Origin of the sequence: Conexibacter sp. CPCC 206217, assembly GCF_030646165.1 — a bacterium.
In the GTDB taxonomy this organism is placed as follows: Bacteria; Actinomycetota; Thermoleophilia; order Solirubrobacterales; family Solirubrobacteraceae; genus Conexibacter.
The window spans coordinates 145,022-162,321 of sequence record NZ_JAUTDO010000009.1; the positions used below are offsets into that span (position 1 = coordinate 145,022).

The window sequence follows — 17,300 nt, forward strand, 5'->3', positions numbered from 1 at the left end:
CCCGATGATGGCCAGACTCTCGATCGGTGAGGTGAGCGCGCGCACCGGCGTGGGGGAGGGGACGCTGCGGATGTGGGAGCAGCGTTACGGCTTCCCGACGCCCGAGCGCACGCAAGCGGGCGCGCGCCGCTACAGCGACCGCGACGTCGAGCTGATCCGCCGGATCGCGCAGGACCGCGACCGCGGCCTCGCGATGCGCGCCGCGATCGCCCGCGCGCGGCAGCCGTCGGGCGGCGACGTGTCGGTCTTCGCGTCGATGCGCAGGGCGATCCCGGGGCTCGTCCCGCAGCGGATGGAGAAGTGGGCGATGACGGCGATCAGTCGCGCGATCGAGGACGAGTCGCTCGCCTCCGCCGAGCGGCCGGTCGTGCTCGCGGCGTTCCAGCGCGAGCGCTTCTATCGCCAGGTGCAGCGGCGCTGGGACGAGCTTGCGCGGACGGCGCGGCTCGCCGTCGTGCTGGCTGACTTCGACGCGCCCGACATGCCGCTGCTGCAGCCGATCGAGGTCCCGCTCCGGCCCGACACGCCGCTGATGCGCGAGTGGGCGCTGGTCGTCGACGCGCCCGGCTACGCGGTCTGTCTGGCGGCATGGGAGGTGCCCGACCAGACCGCCGGCGCGCCGGACCACGAGCGCGTCTTCGAGCTGATCTGGACGGTCGAGCCCGATCCCGTGCGCGAGGCCGCGCGCGTGCTGCTGCGGACGGCGGTCGCGAACGGCCCCGAGTTGCTGGGCAACGCCGAGCGGCTGCTCGACGACATCCCGCCGGCGCACAGCGAGGCGCTGCGCCAGCTCAACGCGCTGACGAACCGGATCGTCGGCTACCTGGCGCGCGCGGGCGTCGCGGCACCGTCCGCGCCGTCGCGCTGAGCGGCGCCGGTCGTCGCGGCACCCGCCACGCGCGGGTCGCGGTGCGTGCGCGCCTGCTCCACCAGCGCGCCGATCAGCCGGCTGCGCTCGTCGGCCTCGGGGTGCCACTGGACGCCGAGCACGAAGTCGCGGTCGGGCAGCTCGATCGCCTCCGGCAGCTCGTCGTTCAGCGCCCAGCCGCTGACGACGAGACCGTCGCCGACGCGTCCGACGCCCTGGTGGTGGTGCGACTTGGTGCCGTGCAGCTCCTCGCCGGCGGCGCGTGCGGCAAGCGAGCCGGGGACGAGCTTGACGTCGTGGTCGGCGCCGTCGAAGGTGCCGATCGCCTTGCGGTGCTCGTGGTGGCCGAACTCCTCCGGCAGGTGCTGGCGCAGCGATCCGCCGTGCGCGACGTTGAGCAGCTGCATCCCGCGGCAGATGCCGAGGAACGGGATGTCGCGCTCGATCGCGCGGCGCGTCATCGCCAGCTCGAAGGCGTCGCGCTCGGGGACGGTCTCCTGCGTCTCCACGTGGCGCTCGGCGCCGTAGATCGCGGGGTCGATGTCGGCGCCGCCGGCCAGCATCAGCCCGTCGACCAGGTCGAGCGCCTCGTCGGGATCGGCTGTCAGCGCGGGGTCGGGCGCCAGCATCAGCGCCATCCCGCCGGCGGCGCGGATCGCATCGAGGTAGTTGGTCGGCAGCAGTGCCGCCTGCTGGTCCCAGACGCTCCAGCGGGCACGTTCGAGGGCGGTCAGGACGCCGATCACGGGACGGGACATGAGATCGAGCCTAGCCACGGTTCAAACGTGACGCAGGCGTCACCTTCGTGTACCGTCTTCTGCATGGAGGAGAACGCAGGGCGCTTCGACTTCGACTGGCTCGTCGTCGGATCGGGCTTCGGCGGCAGCGTGTCGGCGCTGCGACTGACGGAGAAGGGCTATCGCGTCGGCGTGCTGGAGAGCGGCCGCCGCTTCCGCGATCGCGACTTCCCGAGATCGAACTGGAACCTGCGGCGCTACTTCTGGGCGCCGCGCGTGGGCCTGAAGGGCTTCTTCCGCATCTCCACGTTCAAGGACGTGACGGTCGTCAGCGGCAGCGGCGTCGGGGGCGGCTCGCTCGGCTACGCGAACACGCTCTACGTGCCGCCGAGACCGTTCTTCGAGGACCCGCAGTGGAGCGCGCTGAACGACTGGGAGACGGCGCTGGCGCCGCACTACCGCGAGGCGCAGCGGATGCTCGGCGTCGTCGTGCACGACAACGACGACCCGGCCGACGAGCTGCTGCAGGAGTTCGGCGCGCACCTCGGCGTCAGCGACACCTACCGCAAGACGCCGATCGGGGTCTTCCTCGGCAAACCCGGCGTGACCGTGCCGGACCCGTACTTCGGCGGCGAGGGACCGGCGCGGACCGGCTGCACCCAGTGCGGGCGCTGCATGGTCGGCTGCCCCGTCGGGGCGAAGAACACGCTCGTGAAGAACTACCTCTGGTTCGCCGAGCGACGCGGCGCGCAGGTGATCCCCGACCGCACCGTGACCGACGTGCGCCCGCTCGGCGCCGCCGACGGCAGCGACGGCTACGCGATCACGCACGTGCCGTCGGGCGCCTGGCGCGAGACCGACAAGGTGACGGTGACCGCGCGCGGCGTGATCGTCGCGGCCGGTGCGCTGGGCACCAACAGACTGCTGCAGCGCTGCCGCCTCGGCGGCTCGCTGCCGCGGATCTCGCGGCGGCTCGGCGAGCTGGTGCGGACCAACAGCGAGGCGATCCTCGCCGTCACGGTGCCGAAGGACTACGCCGACGACCTCACCAGACGCGTCGCGATCACCGGCTCGATCTACCCGGATCCGAACACGCACATCGAGACGGTCACCTACGGCAAGGCCGGCGACGCGATGTCGTTCACGTACACGCTGCTGGTCGGCGACGGCACGCGCGTGACGCGGCCGCTGAAGCTGATCGGCGCGGCGCTGCGCTCGCCGGGGAAGTTCGTCAAGCTGCTGTGGCCCGGCGGCTGGTCGCGCCGCACGATCATCGTGCTGGTGATGCAGACGCTCGACAACGCGATCGCGCTGCGGGCGAAGCGGACGCTGTTCGGCGGGATCCGCCTGCAGACCGAGCAGGACCCCGAGAGACCGAACCCGACCTTCATCCCGGTCGCCAACGAGGCCGCGGAGTGGCTGGCGCAGCGGACCGGCGGCGTCGCGCAGTCGTCGCTGATGGAGGCGGTCAACATCCCCTCGACCGCCCACATCCTCGGCGGCGCGGCGATCGCGGCCGATCCCGAGCACGGCGTCGTCGACGCCCGTCAGCGCGTCTTCGGCTACGAGAACCTGCTCGTCTGCGACGGCGCCGCGGTGCCGGCGAACGTCGGCGTCAACCCCAGCCTCACGATCACCGCGCTCGCCGAGCACGCGATGAGCCACATCCCGCCGGCGCAGAGCACGGCGCGAGCCGTCGCCGAGCCGGTCGCGGCCGCCTGAGCGAGGAGGACGGCACGGGCGCCGCGACCGTGGCTTGCCGCGGGGCCGGCGTCAGCGCTGCTTCGCTCGTGCGCTCGCGCTCGGCTTGCGGCCGATCGCATGCGCCTTCGCCGCGCACTGCTGCTTCTTGACGCGCTGTCCGCGCGTCTTCGCGGGCAGCGCGCGGCAGTGCGCGAGCGCGCGGACCTTCTTCGCGCACGTGCGGTAGCCGGCGCCCTTCAGCATCGCGCACTTCGTTCTCACCGACTGGTCGAGCTTGCAGCGCGTCAGCGCCGCGCCGTGCTTGCCATGACAGGCGCTCCTGGCGGGCGGCTCCATCTGCTGGACGGTCGGGCCGAGCGGTGCCGGCGGCACGACGATCGGCTGCACGGGAGCGGGCGGCGGGTCCGGCTGCGGATCCGGTCCGGGCGGCGGCTCCTCCAGCGGCGGCCCGGCGACGAGCGCGCGGATCGCCCCGAGCGCGTCGACGCGGCCGCCCGTCACGGTCCTGCCGGCGAGCGTCGCGACCGGCACGCTGCCGGCCTTGATCGCCGCGACGACCAACGCGGGCGAGGCCGACGGCGCGGCCGCCCTCACGAGCGCCGCGACGCCCGCGACGTGCGGCGCAGCCATCGAGGTGCCGCTCAGGAGGCCGTAGTCGGTCGTGCTGTCGGCGGCGTGGACGGTCGTGCGGCAGCGGACGGCGACGTCGTCGATGCGGATCCCGTCGGCGGTGCCAGAGGCATTGGAGACGAGCTTCGCGTAGACGCGCGCCGACGTGCCGCCCGCCGCCTCGATCGAGTCGTCGTAGAAGCGCAGCGCGGTTGAGTTCGTGCTGCTCGTGAAGCTCTGCGCGACGGTCGGCGTGCTGCTGCCGTCGGGGAGGACGCCGACCAGCGCGGTGTCGCCAGACGCCAGCACGCTGGCCGCCGCGAACGACAGCCGGCAGCCGAGGTCGGTTCTCGTCGTCACGGTGCTGGTCGTGCGCGCGTCGGTGACCGTGTTGTCGGCGTAGTTGCCGCTCGGGCTGTCGGCCAGGCTCGGGTTGCCGCTGCCGGTGAACAGACCCCAGGTCCCGCTGAGGCTCCAGTTCGCCGTGCTGTCGAAGCTGTCCGCGAAGATCGTTCTGTACGCCGGCACGCTGCTGAGCACGAGCGTGCCGGGCGCGCCGACGTCGACGCTCGCGGCCCCGTAGTTGGAGTAGCTCGTGTCGAATCTGCCCGCGGAGTTCAGCGCGGCGACGCAGATCAGGTTCGCGCCGGTCGCCGAGCAGGGGTAGTCCGGTATCGCGTCGTTGTCGGCTCTGTCGTTGCCGGCCGCGGCGACGACGACCGCGCCTCTCGCGCCGGCCGCTGCAACCGCGTCGCTCCACAGTCTCGCGACCGCGGCCTCTCTGCCGGCCGGGGCGCGGCCGCCGAGGCTGAGGTTGATGACCGTCGCGCCCTCCTGGGCGGCGTAGACCATGCCGGCGACGATCCTGTCGAGCGTGCCGTCGCCGTCGCCGTCGAGCACTCGCACCGACATCAGCTTCGCCGCCGGCGCGACGCCCGCGCCGCCGAGCGCGTTGCCGGCGGCGGCCGCGACGATGCCGGCGACGTGCGTGCCGTGCTGGGCGTAGTCGTCGGGGACGCCGTCGTTGGCGACGAAGTCCCAGCCGTGCACGTCGTCGACCTTTCCGTTGCCGTCGTCGTCGACTCTGTTGCCGGGGATCTCGCCGGGGTTGGTCCACAGGCTCGGCAGCAGGTCCGGGTGCGTCAGGTCGATGCCGGTGTCGAGCACCGCGACCGTCTGGCCGGCGCCGCGCGTGACGTCCCAGGCGGCGAGCACGCCGACGCCGCCGGCGCTCGCGCCGCCGGGCTGCAGGCCCCACTGGCTCGCGAAGCGGGGGTCGTTCGGCGCCGCGGCGGTCGCGTGCAGGACGTAGTTGGGGACGGCGAAGCGCACGTCGGGCTGCCGCTCCAGTCGCGTCGCCGCGGCGGCGAGCGAGCCGTCGACGGAGACGACCTCGGTGTCGGCCAGTCGCGTGCCGCGCGCGAAGTCGGCGCCGGCGTCGCTGCGCGCGTCGGCGCGCTCGGGCGCCGTCGTGCCGGAGGCGTAGCGGATGATCAGCTCGTTGGGGGCGGCGGCGGGCGTGACGCCCGGCTGCGGCGTCGCCTGCGCCTGCGCGAGCGCCGGTGCGCCCAGCAGGGCGATCGCCGTCAGACCGGCAGCTGCGAGATTCCAGACCTGCCGCATCCCTGCTTCCCTGCGCCTTCCGTCGGCTCCGCGATCCTCTGGAGGGTACCGGCCGGGCTGGCCGTGTCCGGTCCGCTGCGCTCGCTCAGCCCTGCTCGCGCAGCAGCGCGCGGCGGATCTTGCCGCTCGCGGTCTTCGGCAGCTCGCTCGCGAAGTCGACGCGGCGCGGGTACTTGTACGGCGCCGTCTGCTGCTTGACATGGTCCTGCAGCTCTCTCGCGAGCGCGTCCGACGGGGTCGCGCCGTCGCGCAGGACGACGATCGCGCGCACGATCGCGCCGCGCTCCTCGTCCGGCGCCGAGACGACCGCGGCCTCCGCGACCAGCGGATGCGCGACGAGCGCGGACTCGACCTCGAACGGCCCGATCCGGTATCCGGCGGAGATGATCACGTCGTCGGTGCGGCCCTCGAAGAAGAGGAAGCCGTCGTCGTCGATCCGCACGCGGTCGCCCGTGCGCCAGGGCTCGCTCCGGTCGCCGCCGCGGACCGCAGGGCCCGTCGCGTCCGCGCCGGCCGCGCCCGCCGCGCCGCCGCCCGCGCCCGTCTGCGCGTCCGCGCCGTCGTTCAGGTACCCGAGGAAGAACGTCGGCACCGTCGCCGCGTCCGCGACCAGCTCGCCGTCGTCGATCCGCAGGTCGACGCCGGGCAGCGGCTTGCCCATCGAGCCCGGCCGGATCGACTCGCCCAGCGGCGTTCCGGTCAGCTGGCCGGTCTCCGTCTGGCCGTAGCCGTCGCGGATCAGCAGGCCCGTCTGCTGCTCCCACACGCGCAGCACCTCGGGGTTCAGCGCCTCGCCGGCCGCGACCAGGCCGCGCAGCGTCGCCAGCCGTCGCGGCGTCGCGCGTTTGGCGATCACGCGGTACTCGGTCGGCGCCATGCAGAGCACGTTGACGCGCTCGCGCTCCAGCAGTTCGATCCGCTCCTGCGGATCGAAGCGGGCGTCGTGCAGCAGCGCCGCCGCGCCGCGCAGCCACGGCGCGATGAAGACGTTGCGGGCCGACTTCGACCAGCCCGCGCCCGCCGTGCACCAGACGATCTCGCCCGCCCGCGCGTCGAGCCAGTGGGTCGCCTGCAATTCCTGCCCGGTCAGGTAGCGCTGCGCGTGCAGGACGCCCTTCGGCTCGCCGGCGGTGCCGGACGTGAACGTGATCAGGCAGGGATCGCTCGGTGCCAGCTCGACCGCGTCGGCCGGCGCGCCGCCCAGCAGCGCCGCGTCCGGCGTCAGCAGCACGCGGCAGCTTGGCTGCGCAGCGGTCAGCTCGCCTGCGTTGCGCTCGTCGCACAGCACCAGCTTCGGCCGCGCCGCGTCGAGCCGCAGGCGCAGGTCCTTCGCGCGCAGCTGCTCGGTGCACGGCAGCACGACGGCGCCGATGCGGAAGCAGGCGACCATCGTCAGGACCCAGTCGGGGCGGTTGCCGATCACGGTCATCACGACGTCGCCGCGCCCGACGCCGAGGCGCGTGAAGGTGCCGGCCAGGCGCGCGGCCGCGTCGGCGACCTCGCCGAAGGACCACTCGCGACGACTGCCGTCACGGGCCAGTTCGATCAGGGCCAGCTGTGCGGGATCGGCCGCGTCCACCACGTCGCGCGCGAAGTTCATGGCGCGGCAGTCTTGCAGCGGTGCGGACCGGGGTGCTTTGCGGAGGGGCGGGGTTATCCTCGCCAAGGAGATTTCCCAAGACCCCGGAGCGCTGACACCGATGGCCGTAGCGATCGACAAGACCGACGAGCAGAAGGCGATCTGCGAGATGGTTCGGCAGTTCGCCGACGAGCAGATCCTTCCCAACGCCGAGCACTACGACCACGAGGACGCGTTCCCGGAGCCGATCGTCGAGCAGATGAAGGAGCTCGGCCTGTTCGGCGTCACGATCCCCGAGGAGTACGGCGGGATGGGGCTCGACCTGACGACGTACGCGATGATCGTCGAGGAGCTCTCGCGCGGCTGGATCTCGATCTCGGGCGTGATCAACACGCACTTCATCGGCTCCTACCTGCTGATCAAGTTCGGCAACGAGGAGCAGAAGCAGAAGTACCTGCCGCGGATGGCGACCGGCGAGATCCGCGCGGCCTTCTCGCTGTCGGAGCCGGAGCTGGGCTCCGACGTGGCGGCGATCAAGTCGGCCGCGAAGAAGCTCGACGACGGTGCCTACGAGATCAACGGCCAGAAGATGTGGGTCACCAACGGCCTGCGCTCCGACCTCGTCTTCGTGCTCGTCAAGACCGACCCGAACGCCGAGAAGGCGCACCGCGGGATGACCTGCTTCATCGCTGAGAAGGAGGCCGGCGCGAGCGAGAACACGGGCGCGTACAGAGGCCTGATCGTCCCGCCGCAGCTGCGCAAGATGGGCTACAAGGGCGTCGAGTCGACCGAGCTGGTGTTCGACGGCTACCGCTGCCCCGCCGAGAACGTCCTCGGCGGCGAGGAGGCCGGGCTCAACAAGGGCTTCCCGCAGATGATGGACGCGCTCGAGGTCGGCCGCGTCAACGTCGCCGCGCGCGGCGTCGGGATCGCCCAGCGCGCGCTGGAGCTGGCGCTGCGTTACTCGCAGGAGCGCAAGACGTTCGGCAAGCCGATCGCCCAGCATCAGGCGATCCAGTTCAAGCTCGCCGACATGGCGACGCAGGTCGACGCGGCGCGCCTGATGACGATCCGCGCCGCCCGCATGAAGGACGCCGGCGAGCGCTCCGACCTCGAGGCCGGGATGGCGAAGCTGTTCGCGTCCGAGGCCGGCCGCTTCTGCGTCGAGGAGTCGTTCCGCATCCACGGCGGCTACGGCTACTCGAAGGAGTACGAGATCGAGCGGCTCTACCGCGACGCCCCGCTGCTGCTGATCGGCGAGGGCACGTCGGAGATCCAGCGCATGGTGATCGGCAAGAAGCTGCTGGAGCGCCACAAGATCTGATGCTCGGCTGAGCGGCAGGCGAGCACGCGCATGGCGTGCTCGCCGCATTCGACTCGCGCCGGTGGCGCGCGGGCAATAGACTGCGCGGCCTGAGCTCAGCGACGGACACCAAGGCGCTCATCGAGCAGGCGGTCAGAAACTTCCTCGCGGACGTTCCGTCGCTGCAGCCCCTGAGACTCGTCGTCGGGCTCGAGCTGCGTGGACGCGGCGACATCCAGATGTACCGCGTCGAGCTGCCGGGCCCGGTGATCGTCAAGGACATCGCCAGCGACGCCAGAATCCGCCTCGAAGTCCCGCGCGCGGCGTTCAACCAGCTCGCCACCGAGGGCAGAGTCAGACAGTGGCGGCAGGCGTTCGAGCACGGCGACGCGAAGGTCACCGGCGTCGATCAGATCATCAGACTGATCCGCAACGTCGTGGAGAAGCAAGAGGAACGCAGCCGCACGCGGCGCGCCAGACACTGAGCATTCGTCTCAGTCGGATTCGTCGTGTCTCACGCCACGAGCACGGGCGTCGAGGGTGCGCAGGGCGAGGGCGTAGAGGTGGGCGAGCGGAGCGGACAACGCGGTCGGCTCGACGGTACGGACCGAATCGCGCGGTGGGGACACGTGTTCGTGCCAATTGTGCGCAGCAGTGGCGCAATCGTCGCCTTGCTGCGCGCGTCGCGTGCCAGACCCGAGTGGCTCGGTGCGCGATAGACGCCGAACCAGCCGGCGGCGACCGTAAGGTGGTCCGCTGGCACGAAACGAAGCAGAGGGGTTGTCATTCAGATGTGGAGCCGGGAGAAGCTGCTGCACCCAGCCACCGCGATCGCGCTGGTGGCGCTGTTCGTCTCGCTCGGCGGCGTCACGTACGCTGCCGCGACGATCGGCACCAAACAGCTCAAGAACGGCGCTGTCACGAACGCGAAGCTGGGCAACAACTCCGTCGGCGGCTCGAAGCTGCGACGCGGTGCGGTGACCGTCACGAAGATCGGCCGCGGCGCCGTCCGCGGCGACAAGATCGCAAGAGAGGGCGTCACCGCGCGCGAGCTGCAGAGAGGCTCCGTCGCCGGTGCGATCCTCGCCGACAACGCGGTCACCAACGCGAAGATCGGCCTCAGCGCCGTCACCGGCACGAAGCTGGCCGACGGCGCCGTCGGCGGCGCGAAGCTCGCCGACAGAGGGATCGCGGGCGCGAAGCTCGCCGACGGCGCGGTGACCGCCGACAAGCTCGCCGCCGGCGCTGTCACGGCCGACAAGCTCGCGCCCGGCGCGGCGGTCGGCGGCAGCGGGCAGTTGCTGAGCGCGCGCGTCGAGCTGAGCGACGGCGCAGCCGCTCAGCCGCTGCTGACGCTGCCCGCGGTCGGGACGATCGTCGCGAGCTGCACGAGAGGCGACACGACGATCGCGTTCACGAGCGCCGCCGGCACGGTCAGAGAGGTGCAGTTCGCGGCCCAGGAGGACAGAGCGCTTGCGAGCGTCAGCCGCACGGACACGGGCAGCCTCACGCTCGGGCCGCTCGGCGCCGCCTCGGCGACCTGGCAGGCCACGACCGACACCCACGTCGCGACCGTCTGGACGACCTCCGCAGCGGCCGCTGCCGACGGTTGCGTCGTGACCGCGCAGGCGCTCGCGGGCTGAGCTGGACGCGCGCCCGCCCAAACGGGGCCGGCGCGCGATTCGCTCTGGCAGGATGGCCCGCATGAACCGATCGCGACGCAGCTGCCATGCCGTTCCTGGCTCCAACGAGCGCTTCCTCGAGAAGGCGACAGGTCTCGACGCCGACGAGGTCTTCCTCGACCTCGAGGACGCGGTCGCCCAGGGCGAGAAGGCGAGAGCGCGCGGTCAGGTGATCGCCGCCCTGCAGACGCTCGACTTCGGCGACAAGACGGTCGCCGTGCGCGTCAACGGGACCGACACGCCGCACTACTACCGCGACCTGATCGACGTCGTCGAGCAGGCCGGCGACAAGCTCGACGCGATCATGCTGCCGAAGGTCCAGACGCCCGGCGACGTCGAGATGACCGACAAGCTGATCACGCAGATCGAGCTGGCGAGGGGCTTCGAGGTCGGGCGGATCGGGATCGAGGCGCAGATCGAGGACGCGAAGGGCCTGATCGCCTGCGAGCAGATCGCGGCCGCCTCGCCGCGCATGGAGACGCTGATCTTCGGCCCCGGCGACTACTCGGCCGCGGTCGGGATCCCGATCACGACGATCGGCGGCGCTCCCGAGGGCTACCCCGGCGATCACCTCAACTACCTCTACACGCGCCTCGTGATCGCCGCTCGCGCGGCCGGCATCCAGGCGATCGACGGGCCGTACGGCGCGTTCAAGGACGAGGACGGCCTGCGCGCTCGCGCCCGCCTCGCCCGCGCCCTCGGGCTCGACGGCAAGTGGACGATCCACCCGGCGCAGATCGCGATCGTCAACGAGGTGTTCAGCCCGTCGCGCGAGGACTACGACCGCGCCGCCGCGATGCTCGCGGCCTATCGCGAGGCCGCCGACGAGGGCGGCCGCGGCGCGGCTATGTTCGACGGCGAGATGATCGACGAGGCGAATCGCAAGATGGCAGAGCGCGTGGTCGAGGCCGGGCACGCCGCAGGCTACGCCGCGTGAGCGCCGCCGCCGACGCGTAGGGCGAGGACGACACGGGCGGCCGCTGCGCCGCCCGTCCGCGACCCTGCGCCGCGCAGTCGCGGCGCCCCTCCGACGGGACGCCGCCGTCGCCCGGCCGCTGCGGGCTACAACCCATACGCCTCGGCCAGCTCCGGGTCGCGCTCGGCCAGCGAGCGGGCGAGCGTGACCATCACCTGCGCCTGCTTCCACGTCGCGTCGTCCTGCATCTTGCCGTCGATCATATGCACGCCGCGGCCGTCGGGGATCGCGTCGATCACCTTCTTGGCGAACGCGACCTCGTCGGGATCGGGGCTGAAGACCTTCTTCGCGATCCCGATCTGGACCGGGTGCAGCGACCACGTGCCGACGCAGCCGAGCAGGAACGCGGAGCGGAACTGCGCCTCGCAGCCGGCGACGTCCTTGATGTCGCCGTACGGACCGTAGTAGGGGAGGATCCCGGTCGCGGCGCAGGCGTCGACCATGCGCGCGAGCGTGTAGTGCCACGGATCCTGCTGCGCGGTCGCGCGCGGCGCCTCGGGGTCGGCGGGGTCCGGGTCGTCGATCACGCGGTAGCCCGGGTGGCCGCCGCCGACGCGCGTCGTCTTCATCCGCCGCGAGGCGGCGAGGTCGGCCGGGCCGAGGCTGATCCCCTGCATGCGCGGCGAGGCGGACGCGATCTCCTCCACGTTCGCCATCCCGAGCGCGGTCTCGAGGATCGCGTGGATCAGGATCGGCCGCTGCAGGCCGGCCTTCGCCTCCAGCTGCGCGATCAGGCGGTCGGCGTAGTGGATGTCCCATGGCCCCTCGACCTTCGGCAGCATGATCACGTCGATCTTGTCGCCGGCCTCGAGCACCGCGGCGGTGATGTCGTCGAGCACCCACGGGCTCTCGAGCGAGTTGACGCGCGTCCACAGCGTCGCGGAGGGGTCCAGCTCGTTCGCGATTCTGATCAGCCCCGCGCGCGCCGCCTCCTTGCGGTCGGCCGGGACGCCGTCCTCGAGATTGCCGAGCACGACGTCGGACTGCTGGGCGATGTCGGGCACCTTCGCCGCCATCTTCTCGTTGCTGGGATCGAAGAAGTGGATCATCCGCGACGGGGTCGCGGGGACGTCCAGCAGCGGGGTCGGGGCGCCGTTGGCGAGCGGCTTGGCGAAGTCACGGGGATTGCGCACGGGGAGGTCTCTCCTGGTCAGAAGGGCCAGCGGATCGTAGGCATCCGGCGTTCATCCCGACCCCGATACGGCATCCTTCGCCGCCTTCGCCTCAGCAACAGGAACCCAGAACCGCACACGAGGAGCACAGATGTCCGAGACCACGAAGGCCGTCGACACCGACCAGGCCACGCGCGAAGCGTCGGGGGCGCACAGCTACGGCCGCTACCTGGAGGAGTTCGAGGAGGGCGCGGTCTACAAGCACTGGCCCGCGAAGACCGTCACCGAGGGTGACGACCACCTCTTCTGCCTCCTGACGATGAACCATCACCCGCTGCACATCAACGACGTCTACGCGGGTCAGTCGCAGCAGGGCAGAAATGTCGTCGTCGGTCCCTACGTCTACTCGTTGGCGCTCGGCATGTCCGTCTCGGACATCTCCGGCAAGGCGATCGCGAACCTCGCGACGGAGGGTCTCAGCCACCCCAACCCGGTCTTCCACGGCGACACGCTGTTCGCCGAGACCGAGGTGCTGGAAGTCAGACCGTCCCGTTCCAAGCCCGATCGCGGCCTCGTGAAGGTCCACACGCGCGTGCTGAACCAGGACGGCGTGCTGGTCGCCGAGTTCAGACGGCTGGTGCTGGTGCCGAAGCGCAATCCGGGGACCTGAGCGCCCGCACGGGCGTCAGAACGCTCACGTTTGCTCGTGGTGCGGAAGCGAGGTTCCAAATCCGATGGAATACTCCGTCACCTCACGCGACCAACCTAGGGAGTGCACGTGAGCATCACTGAGACCGACGCACCGCCGACCCGCCACGAGAAACTCCTGGCATGGGTCGACGAGATCGCAGAATTGACCGAGCCGGATCGCATCCACTGGTGCGACGGCTCGGCGGAGGAATACGAGCGGCTCTGTCAGGAGCTGGTCGATGCAGGAACGTTCGAGAAGCTGTCGGACGCGAAGCGCCCGAACTCGTACCTGTCCTTGTCTGACCCGGGCGACGTCGCCCGCGTCGAGGACCGTACGTTCATCTGCTCGGCGACCGAAGAGGAAGCCGGCCCGACGAACAACTGGCGTGATCCCGCCGAGATGCGCGAAACGATTGGCGCTCTCATGAAGGGATCGATGCGCGGTCGCACGATGTACGTCGTGCCGTTCTCGATGGGCCCGCTTGGCTCCGACATCGCCCACATCGGCGTGCAGCTGACCGACTCAGCGTACGTCGCCGTGTCGATGCGGATCATGACCCGCATGGGTGCCGGCGCGTTGGAGGTGCTCGGCGACGACGGCCGCTTCGTGCCGTGCGTCCACTCCGTCGGCGCGCCGCTGGAGGCCGGGGCGAAGGACGTCCCGTGGCCGGCGAACCCCGACAACAAGTACATCGTCCACTACCCCGAGACGCGCGAGATCTGGTCGTACGGCTCCGGCTACGGTGGCAACGCCCTGCTCGGCAAGAAGTGCTTCGCGCTGCGGATCGCGTCGGTGATGGCGCGTGACGAGGGCTGGATGGCCGAGCACATGCTGATCCTCAAGCTGACCTCGCCGGAGGGCGAGGTGAAGTTCGTCACGGGCGCGTTCCCGTCGGCGTGCGGCAAGACGAACCTCGCGATGGTGATCCCGACGATCGACGGCTGGACCGTCGAGACGATCGGCGACGACATCGCGTGGATGAAGTGGGGCGAGGACGGCCGCCTGTACGCGGTCAACCCCGAAGCCGGCTTCTTCGGCGTCGCGCCCGGCACCGGCGAGAAGACGAACCCGAACGCGATCGCGATGGTCGGCTCCAACACGGTCTTCACGAACGTCGCGAAGACCGACGACGGCGACGTCTGGTGGGAGGGGCTGACCGACGAGGTTCCCGAGCACCTGATCGACTGGCGCGGCGACGACTGGACGCCCGCGTCGGGCAGACCGGCCGCGCACCCGAACTCGCGCTTCACGGTCGCGGCCGGCCAGGACCCGGCGATCGCGCCGGAGTGGGAGGACCCGGCCGGCGTGCCGATCGACGCGTTCCTGTTCGGCGGTCGCCGCTCCAGCGTCGTGCCGCTCGTGCACGAGGCGTACGACTGGGAGCACGGCGTCTTCCTCGGCGCCACGATGGCGTCGGAGACGACCGCCGCGGCGACCGGCGCCGTCGGCAAGCTGCGCCGCGACCCGATGGCGATGCTGCCGTTCGCCGGCTACCACATGGGCGACTACTTCGCCCACTGGCTCGCGCAGGGGGAGATCGAAGGCGCTCAGCTGCCGAAGATCTTCTACGTCAACTGGTTCCGCAAGAGCGAGGACGGCCACTGGCTGTGGCCCGGCTTCGGCGAGAACAGCCGCGTGCTGAAGTGGGTCTTCGAGCGCACCGCCGGCACCGCCGACGGCGTCGAGACCCCGATCGGCATCCTGCCGACGCCGGAGTCGCTCGACACCGACGGCCTCGACGTCAGCGACGCGGACCTCGCGGAGCTGCTGAAGGTCGACGCGGCCGAGTGGAAGGCGGAGCTGCCGTCGATCCGCGAGCACCTCGACACGTTCGGCGACCACCTGCCCGCCGCCCTGCGCGCGCAGGTCGACGCGCTGCAAGCGCGCCTGGAGGCCGCCTGAGACGCGCCCGCCCCGGCACTGTGCCGGGGCGGGCTTCTCTCACGCCAGCAGCTCGTCCGCCACCGGCGGCAGCGAGCAGGCGGCGCGCAGCTCGCCGAGGTCGATCTCGGTCGCGGCCCAGAAGTCCCACTCCGCCGCGACGATGTCGGTCGTCATCGCCGCGCCGCGGTCCCAGGCGGTCCAGAACCTGCGCGGCTCGAACGCGCCGGTCGAGGCGCCGGCGATGTCGTTGAGGTGGATCCCCAGGTGCCAGCTGAACAGCACCGGCAGGACCTCCGCCGCCATCGGGTGGTCGGGATGCATCGCGCCGATGAAGGTCGAGACGCACAGCTCGCCCTGCTGCGAGGTCGAGTAGCCGCTCAGCACGTGCGAGGAGTCGTGCGGGGTCGTGAAGCCCTCGGCGAGGCCGCCGGGGTTGCCGGGGAAGGCGAAGCCGTTGCGCGCGAAGTGGTCGTGGAACGCCCAGCCGAAGGTGGTGGGCGGCAGCTCGCCGAGCGCGCGGTAGCGCGCTTCCAGCTCAGGGTCGGCGGCGTCGCGGTAGGGCAGGAAGGGGGCGATCGCGTCCTCGTCGATCCCTCTCGACTCGAGGTGCGGGAAGCTCGCCGCGTTCTTGCGCACGATGCACGCCGCGGCGGCGGCGATCTCGCCGCGGGCCGCCGCGGCGAGGATCTTCAGGTACTGCTCGTCGCTGCCGAGCACGTCGGCGAACTCCTGCACGAGCGTCGTCTTCTCCGCGTCGACGCGGCCGTCGACGAGCGACATCACGGCCAGCAGCCGCACCGCCTGCTGCGCGTCGTCGAGGTTCAGCATCGTGGCGGCGAGCTGCTGCGGCGTGCGGGGCGCGGCGCTGTCGCCGTCGCCCGGGTCGCGCCCGAAGACGATCTGCGCGGCGGCGGCGATCGTCTGGCGGTCCGCCTCGCTGACGCCCTCGTCGCCGTGCGCGAGCGCGATCGCGCGCATCGCGCCGAGGATCGCGTCGGACTGCGGCCGATCGACGCGCAGGATCATCGGATCGCCTCGGGGCGGTGGGCGTGGTCGTCGTGCGCGAGGTCGGACATCGGCGCAGCTTGACAGCCGCCGCGTCCGGCGAGCGCGGGTTGTCCGCCACATTGCGCGCGCGAGCTTCTAGGATCGGACCGATGTTCGACCACGTGACGCTGCGGGTCAGCGATCGGGACGCGGCAGAGCGCTTCTACAGCACGGTGCTGGCCGAGCTCGGGATCGGGCCGCCCGAGCGCAACGAGGACTTCGTCGAGTGGGGCGACTTCCTGATCGCGCAGGCGCACGACGCCAAGCCGCTCACGCAGGGTCTGCACGTCGGCTTCGTCGCGCCCTCGCGCGAGCACGTCGACGCGTTCCACCGCGCCGGCGTCGCGGCCGGCGCGCGCGACGACGGCGCGCCCGGCCCGCGGCCGCAGTACAGCGACGACTACTACGGCGGCTTCCTGCTCGATCTCGACGGCAACAGCGCCGAGGCGGTCACGCACGGCTTCCTGCGCAGCGACGGCGTCGTCGACCACCTCTGGGTCCGCGTCGCCGACCTGGCCGCCTCACGGCGCTTCTACGACGCGATCACGCCGTTCGCGCGGCTGCAGCGGGTCGCGGACGAGCCGACGCTGGTGCGCTACCGCCGCACCGGCACGGGCGGCGGCTCGCTCACGCTGGTGCAAGGGGAGCAGCCGACCGTCGACGTCCACATCGCCTTCAGCGCCGACGACGACGCGACCGTGCAGGCGTTCCACGAAGCGATCGTCGCCGCCGGCTACCGCGACGACGGCGCACCGGGTCTGCGCGACCACTACTCGCCGGGGTACTACGGCGCGTTCGTGTTGGATCCGGACGGGAACAGCGTCGAGCTGGTGCACCACCACTACGCGCGCGGGGCGGGCCGGTAGGCGGCGAGCGCAGCCGGGCGAGCGGCGTGCACGGCGCCCCGCCCCGTTCAGAACAGCGTCGGCGTCCCGTTGCCGTGGACGCGCTCGATCTCCAGCAGGCGCAGCTTCGTGTCGACGCCGCCGGGGGCGGAGAAGCCGCCGGTGCCGCCGCTGGCCGCGACGATCCGGTGGCAGGGGACGACGATCGGCCACGGGTTGCGGCCGAGCGCCTGGCCGATCGCGCGCGCCGCGCCCGGACCGGCGCCCAGGCGCGCCGCCAGCTCGCCGTACGTCGTCGTGCGACCGGGGCGGATCTCGCGCGCCAGCGCGTAGACGGCGCGGTGGAACTCCGGCACCGTCTCCAGCTCGAGCGGCACGTCGGCGAGGTCGTCGTCGGCGCCGTCGAGCAGCGCGACGATCCCGTCGCGGGCGCGCTCGGCGGCCGGCGTGAGCGGCAACGGCCGCGCGCGCGGCACCGACCGCACGAGCCGCGCCCGCGTCGCGTCGGCGCTGCGCTCGGGCAGTTGGACCGCGAGCAGCCCGTGCGCGCCCCAGGCGATCCCGCACGGTCCCAGCGCCGTCTCGAAGAGCGTGAAGCCGCAGTCCTCCATGCCGTTCGACGCTAGCAGCGCCACCGGCC

General features: G+C 71.9%; 15 protein-coding genes. 9 read left to right on the top strand and 6 right to left on the bottom strand.

Features of this window, described 5'->3' with window-relative positions; genetic code table 11:
* Positions 1-4 precede the first annotated feature (4 nt).
* Positions 5-868, top strand: a complete 864-nt coding sequence (locus tag Q7L65_RS22565) for a DICT sensory domain-containing protein (protein WP_304724756.1) — start codon at positions 5-7, stop codon at positions 866-868.
* Here the strand turns inward: Q7L65_RS22565 and Q7L65_RS22570 are convergent.
* Complete coding sequence (locus Q7L65_RS22570) at positions 820-1,626, bottom strand: gamma-glutamyl-gamma-aminobutyrate hydrolase family protein (RefSeq protein ID WP_304724758.1); 807 nt, start codon at positions 1,624-1,626, stop codon at positions 820-822. The genes Q7L65_RS22565 and Q7L65_RS22570 overlap by 49 nt on opposite strands.
* Positions 1,627-1,689: 63 nt before the next feature.
* Between Q7L65_RS22570 and Q7L65_RS22575 the strand changes: the two genes are divergently transcribed.
* Positions 1,690-3,327, top strand: a complete 1,638-nt coding sequence (locus Q7L65_RS22575) for a GMC family oxidoreductase (RefSeq protein ID WP_304724760.1) — start codon at positions 1,690-1,692, stop codon at positions 3,325-3,327.
* Positions 3,328-3,378: 51 nt separating this feature from the next.
* Here Q7L65_RS22575 and Q7L65_RS22580 read toward each other — a convergent pair whose 3' ends face one another.
* Both Q7L65_RS22580 and Q7L65_RS22585 read right to left on the bottom strand, forming a co-directional pair.
* The gene (locus Q7L65_RS22580) at positions 3,379-5,541 is read right to left on the bottom strand and encodes a S8 family serine peptidase (RefSeq protein WP_304724762.1); all 2,163 of its coding nucleotides are present in this window, start codon (positions 5,539-5,541) and stop codon (positions 3,379-3,381) included.
* Between the two features lie 85 nt (positions 5,542-5,626).
* The gene (locus Q7L65_RS22585; protein WP_304724764.1) at positions 5,627-7,141 is read right to left on the bottom strand and encodes an acyl-CoA synthetase; all 1,515 of its coding nucleotides are present in this window, start codon (positions 7,139-7,141) and stop codon (positions 5,627-5,629) included.
* A 91-nt stretch (positions 7,142-7,232) separates the two neighbouring features.
* Between Q7L65_RS22585 and Q7L65_RS22590 the strand changes: the two genes are divergently transcribed.
* The 4 genes from Q7L65_RS22590 (at position 7,233) to Q7L65_RS22605 (ending at position 11,042) form a co-directional block, all read left to right on the top strand.
* A complete protein-coding gene (locus tag Q7L65_RS22590; protein ID WP_370552621.1) occupies positions 7,233-8,444 on the top strand; it encodes an acyl-CoA dehydrogenase family protein in 1,212 nt (403 codons plus the stop codon).
* 35 nt (positions 8,445-8,479) lie between these two features.
* Positions 8,480-8,908: a hypothetical protein gene (locus Q7L65_RS22595; RefSeq protein ID WP_304724768.1), complete on the top strand. Its 429-nt coding sequence runs from the start codon at positions 8,480-8,482 to the stop codon at positions 8,906-8,908.
* A gap of 306 nt (positions 8,909-9,214) precedes the next feature.
* The gene (locus Q7L65_RS22600) at positions 9,215-10,066 is read left to right on the top strand and encodes a hypothetical protein (protein WP_304724770.1); all 852 of its coding nucleotides are present in this window, start codon (positions 9,215-9,217) and stop codon (positions 10,064-10,066) included.
* 61 nt (positions 10,067-10,127) lie between these two features.
* Positions 10,128-11,042, top strand: a complete 915-nt coding sequence (locus Q7L65_RS22605; RefSeq protein WP_304724772.1) for a CoA ester lyase — start codon at positions 10,128-10,130, stop codon at positions 11,040-11,042.
* Positions 11,043-11,167: 125 nt separating this feature from the next.
* Here Q7L65_RS22605 and Q7L65_RS22610 read toward each other — a convergent pair whose 3' ends face one another.
* The gene (locus Q7L65_RS22610; RefSeq protein ID WP_304724773.1) at positions 11,168-12,214 is read right to left on the bottom strand and encodes a CoA ester lyase; all 1,047 of its coding nucleotides are present in this window, start codon (positions 12,212-12,214) and stop codon (positions 11,168-11,170) included.
* Between the two features lie 130 nt (positions 12,215-12,344).
* Here Q7L65_RS22610 and Q7L65_RS22615 point away from each other — a divergent pair, with 130 nt between their 5' ends.
* Together Q7L65_RS22615 and Q7L65_RS22620 are read left to right on the top strand one after the other, a co-directional pair.
* Positions 12,345-12,863 (top strand): MaoC family dehydratase, encoded by a 519-nt coding sequence (locus Q7L65_RS22615; RefSeq protein WP_304724775.1) that lies wholly within the window; start codon positions 12,345-12,347, stop codon positions 12,861-12,863.
* Between the two features lie 114 nt (positions 12,864-12,977).
* On the top strand, positions 12,978-14,786 hold the full coding sequence (locus tag Q7L65_RS22620; RefSeq protein WP_370552623.1) for a phosphoenolpyruvate carboxykinase (GTP): 1,809 nt from the start codon (positions 12,978-12,980) through the stop codon (positions 14,784-14,786).
* A gap of 39 nt (positions 14,787-14,825) precedes the next feature.
* Here the strand turns inward: Q7L65_RS22620 and Q7L65_RS22625 are convergent, their stop codons facing one another.
* Positions 14,826-15,794, bottom strand: a complete 969-nt coding sequence (locus Q7L65_RS22625; protein ID WP_304724779.1) for a hypothetical protein — start codon at positions 15,792-15,794, stop codon at positions 14,826-14,828.
* Positions 15,795-15,925: 131 nt separating this feature from the next.
* Between Q7L65_RS22625 and Q7L65_RS22630 the strand changes: the two genes are divergently transcribed.
* On the top strand, positions 15,926-16,681 hold the full coding sequence (locus Q7L65_RS22630; protein ID WP_304724780.1) for a VOC family protein: 756 nt from the start codon (positions 15,926-15,928) through the stop codon (positions 16,679-16,681).
* A 47-nt stretch (positions 16,682-16,728) separates the two neighbouring features.
* Here Q7L65_RS22630 and Q7L65_RS22635 read toward each other — a convergent pair whose 3' ends face one another.
* On the bottom strand, positions 16,729-17,271 hold the full coding sequence (locus Q7L65_RS22635; RefSeq protein ID WP_304724781.1) for a methylated-DNA--[protein]-cysteine S-methyltransferase: 543 nt from the start codon (positions 17,269-17,271) through the stop codon (positions 16,729-16,731).
* Positions 17,272-17,300: the final 29 nt, after the last annotated feature.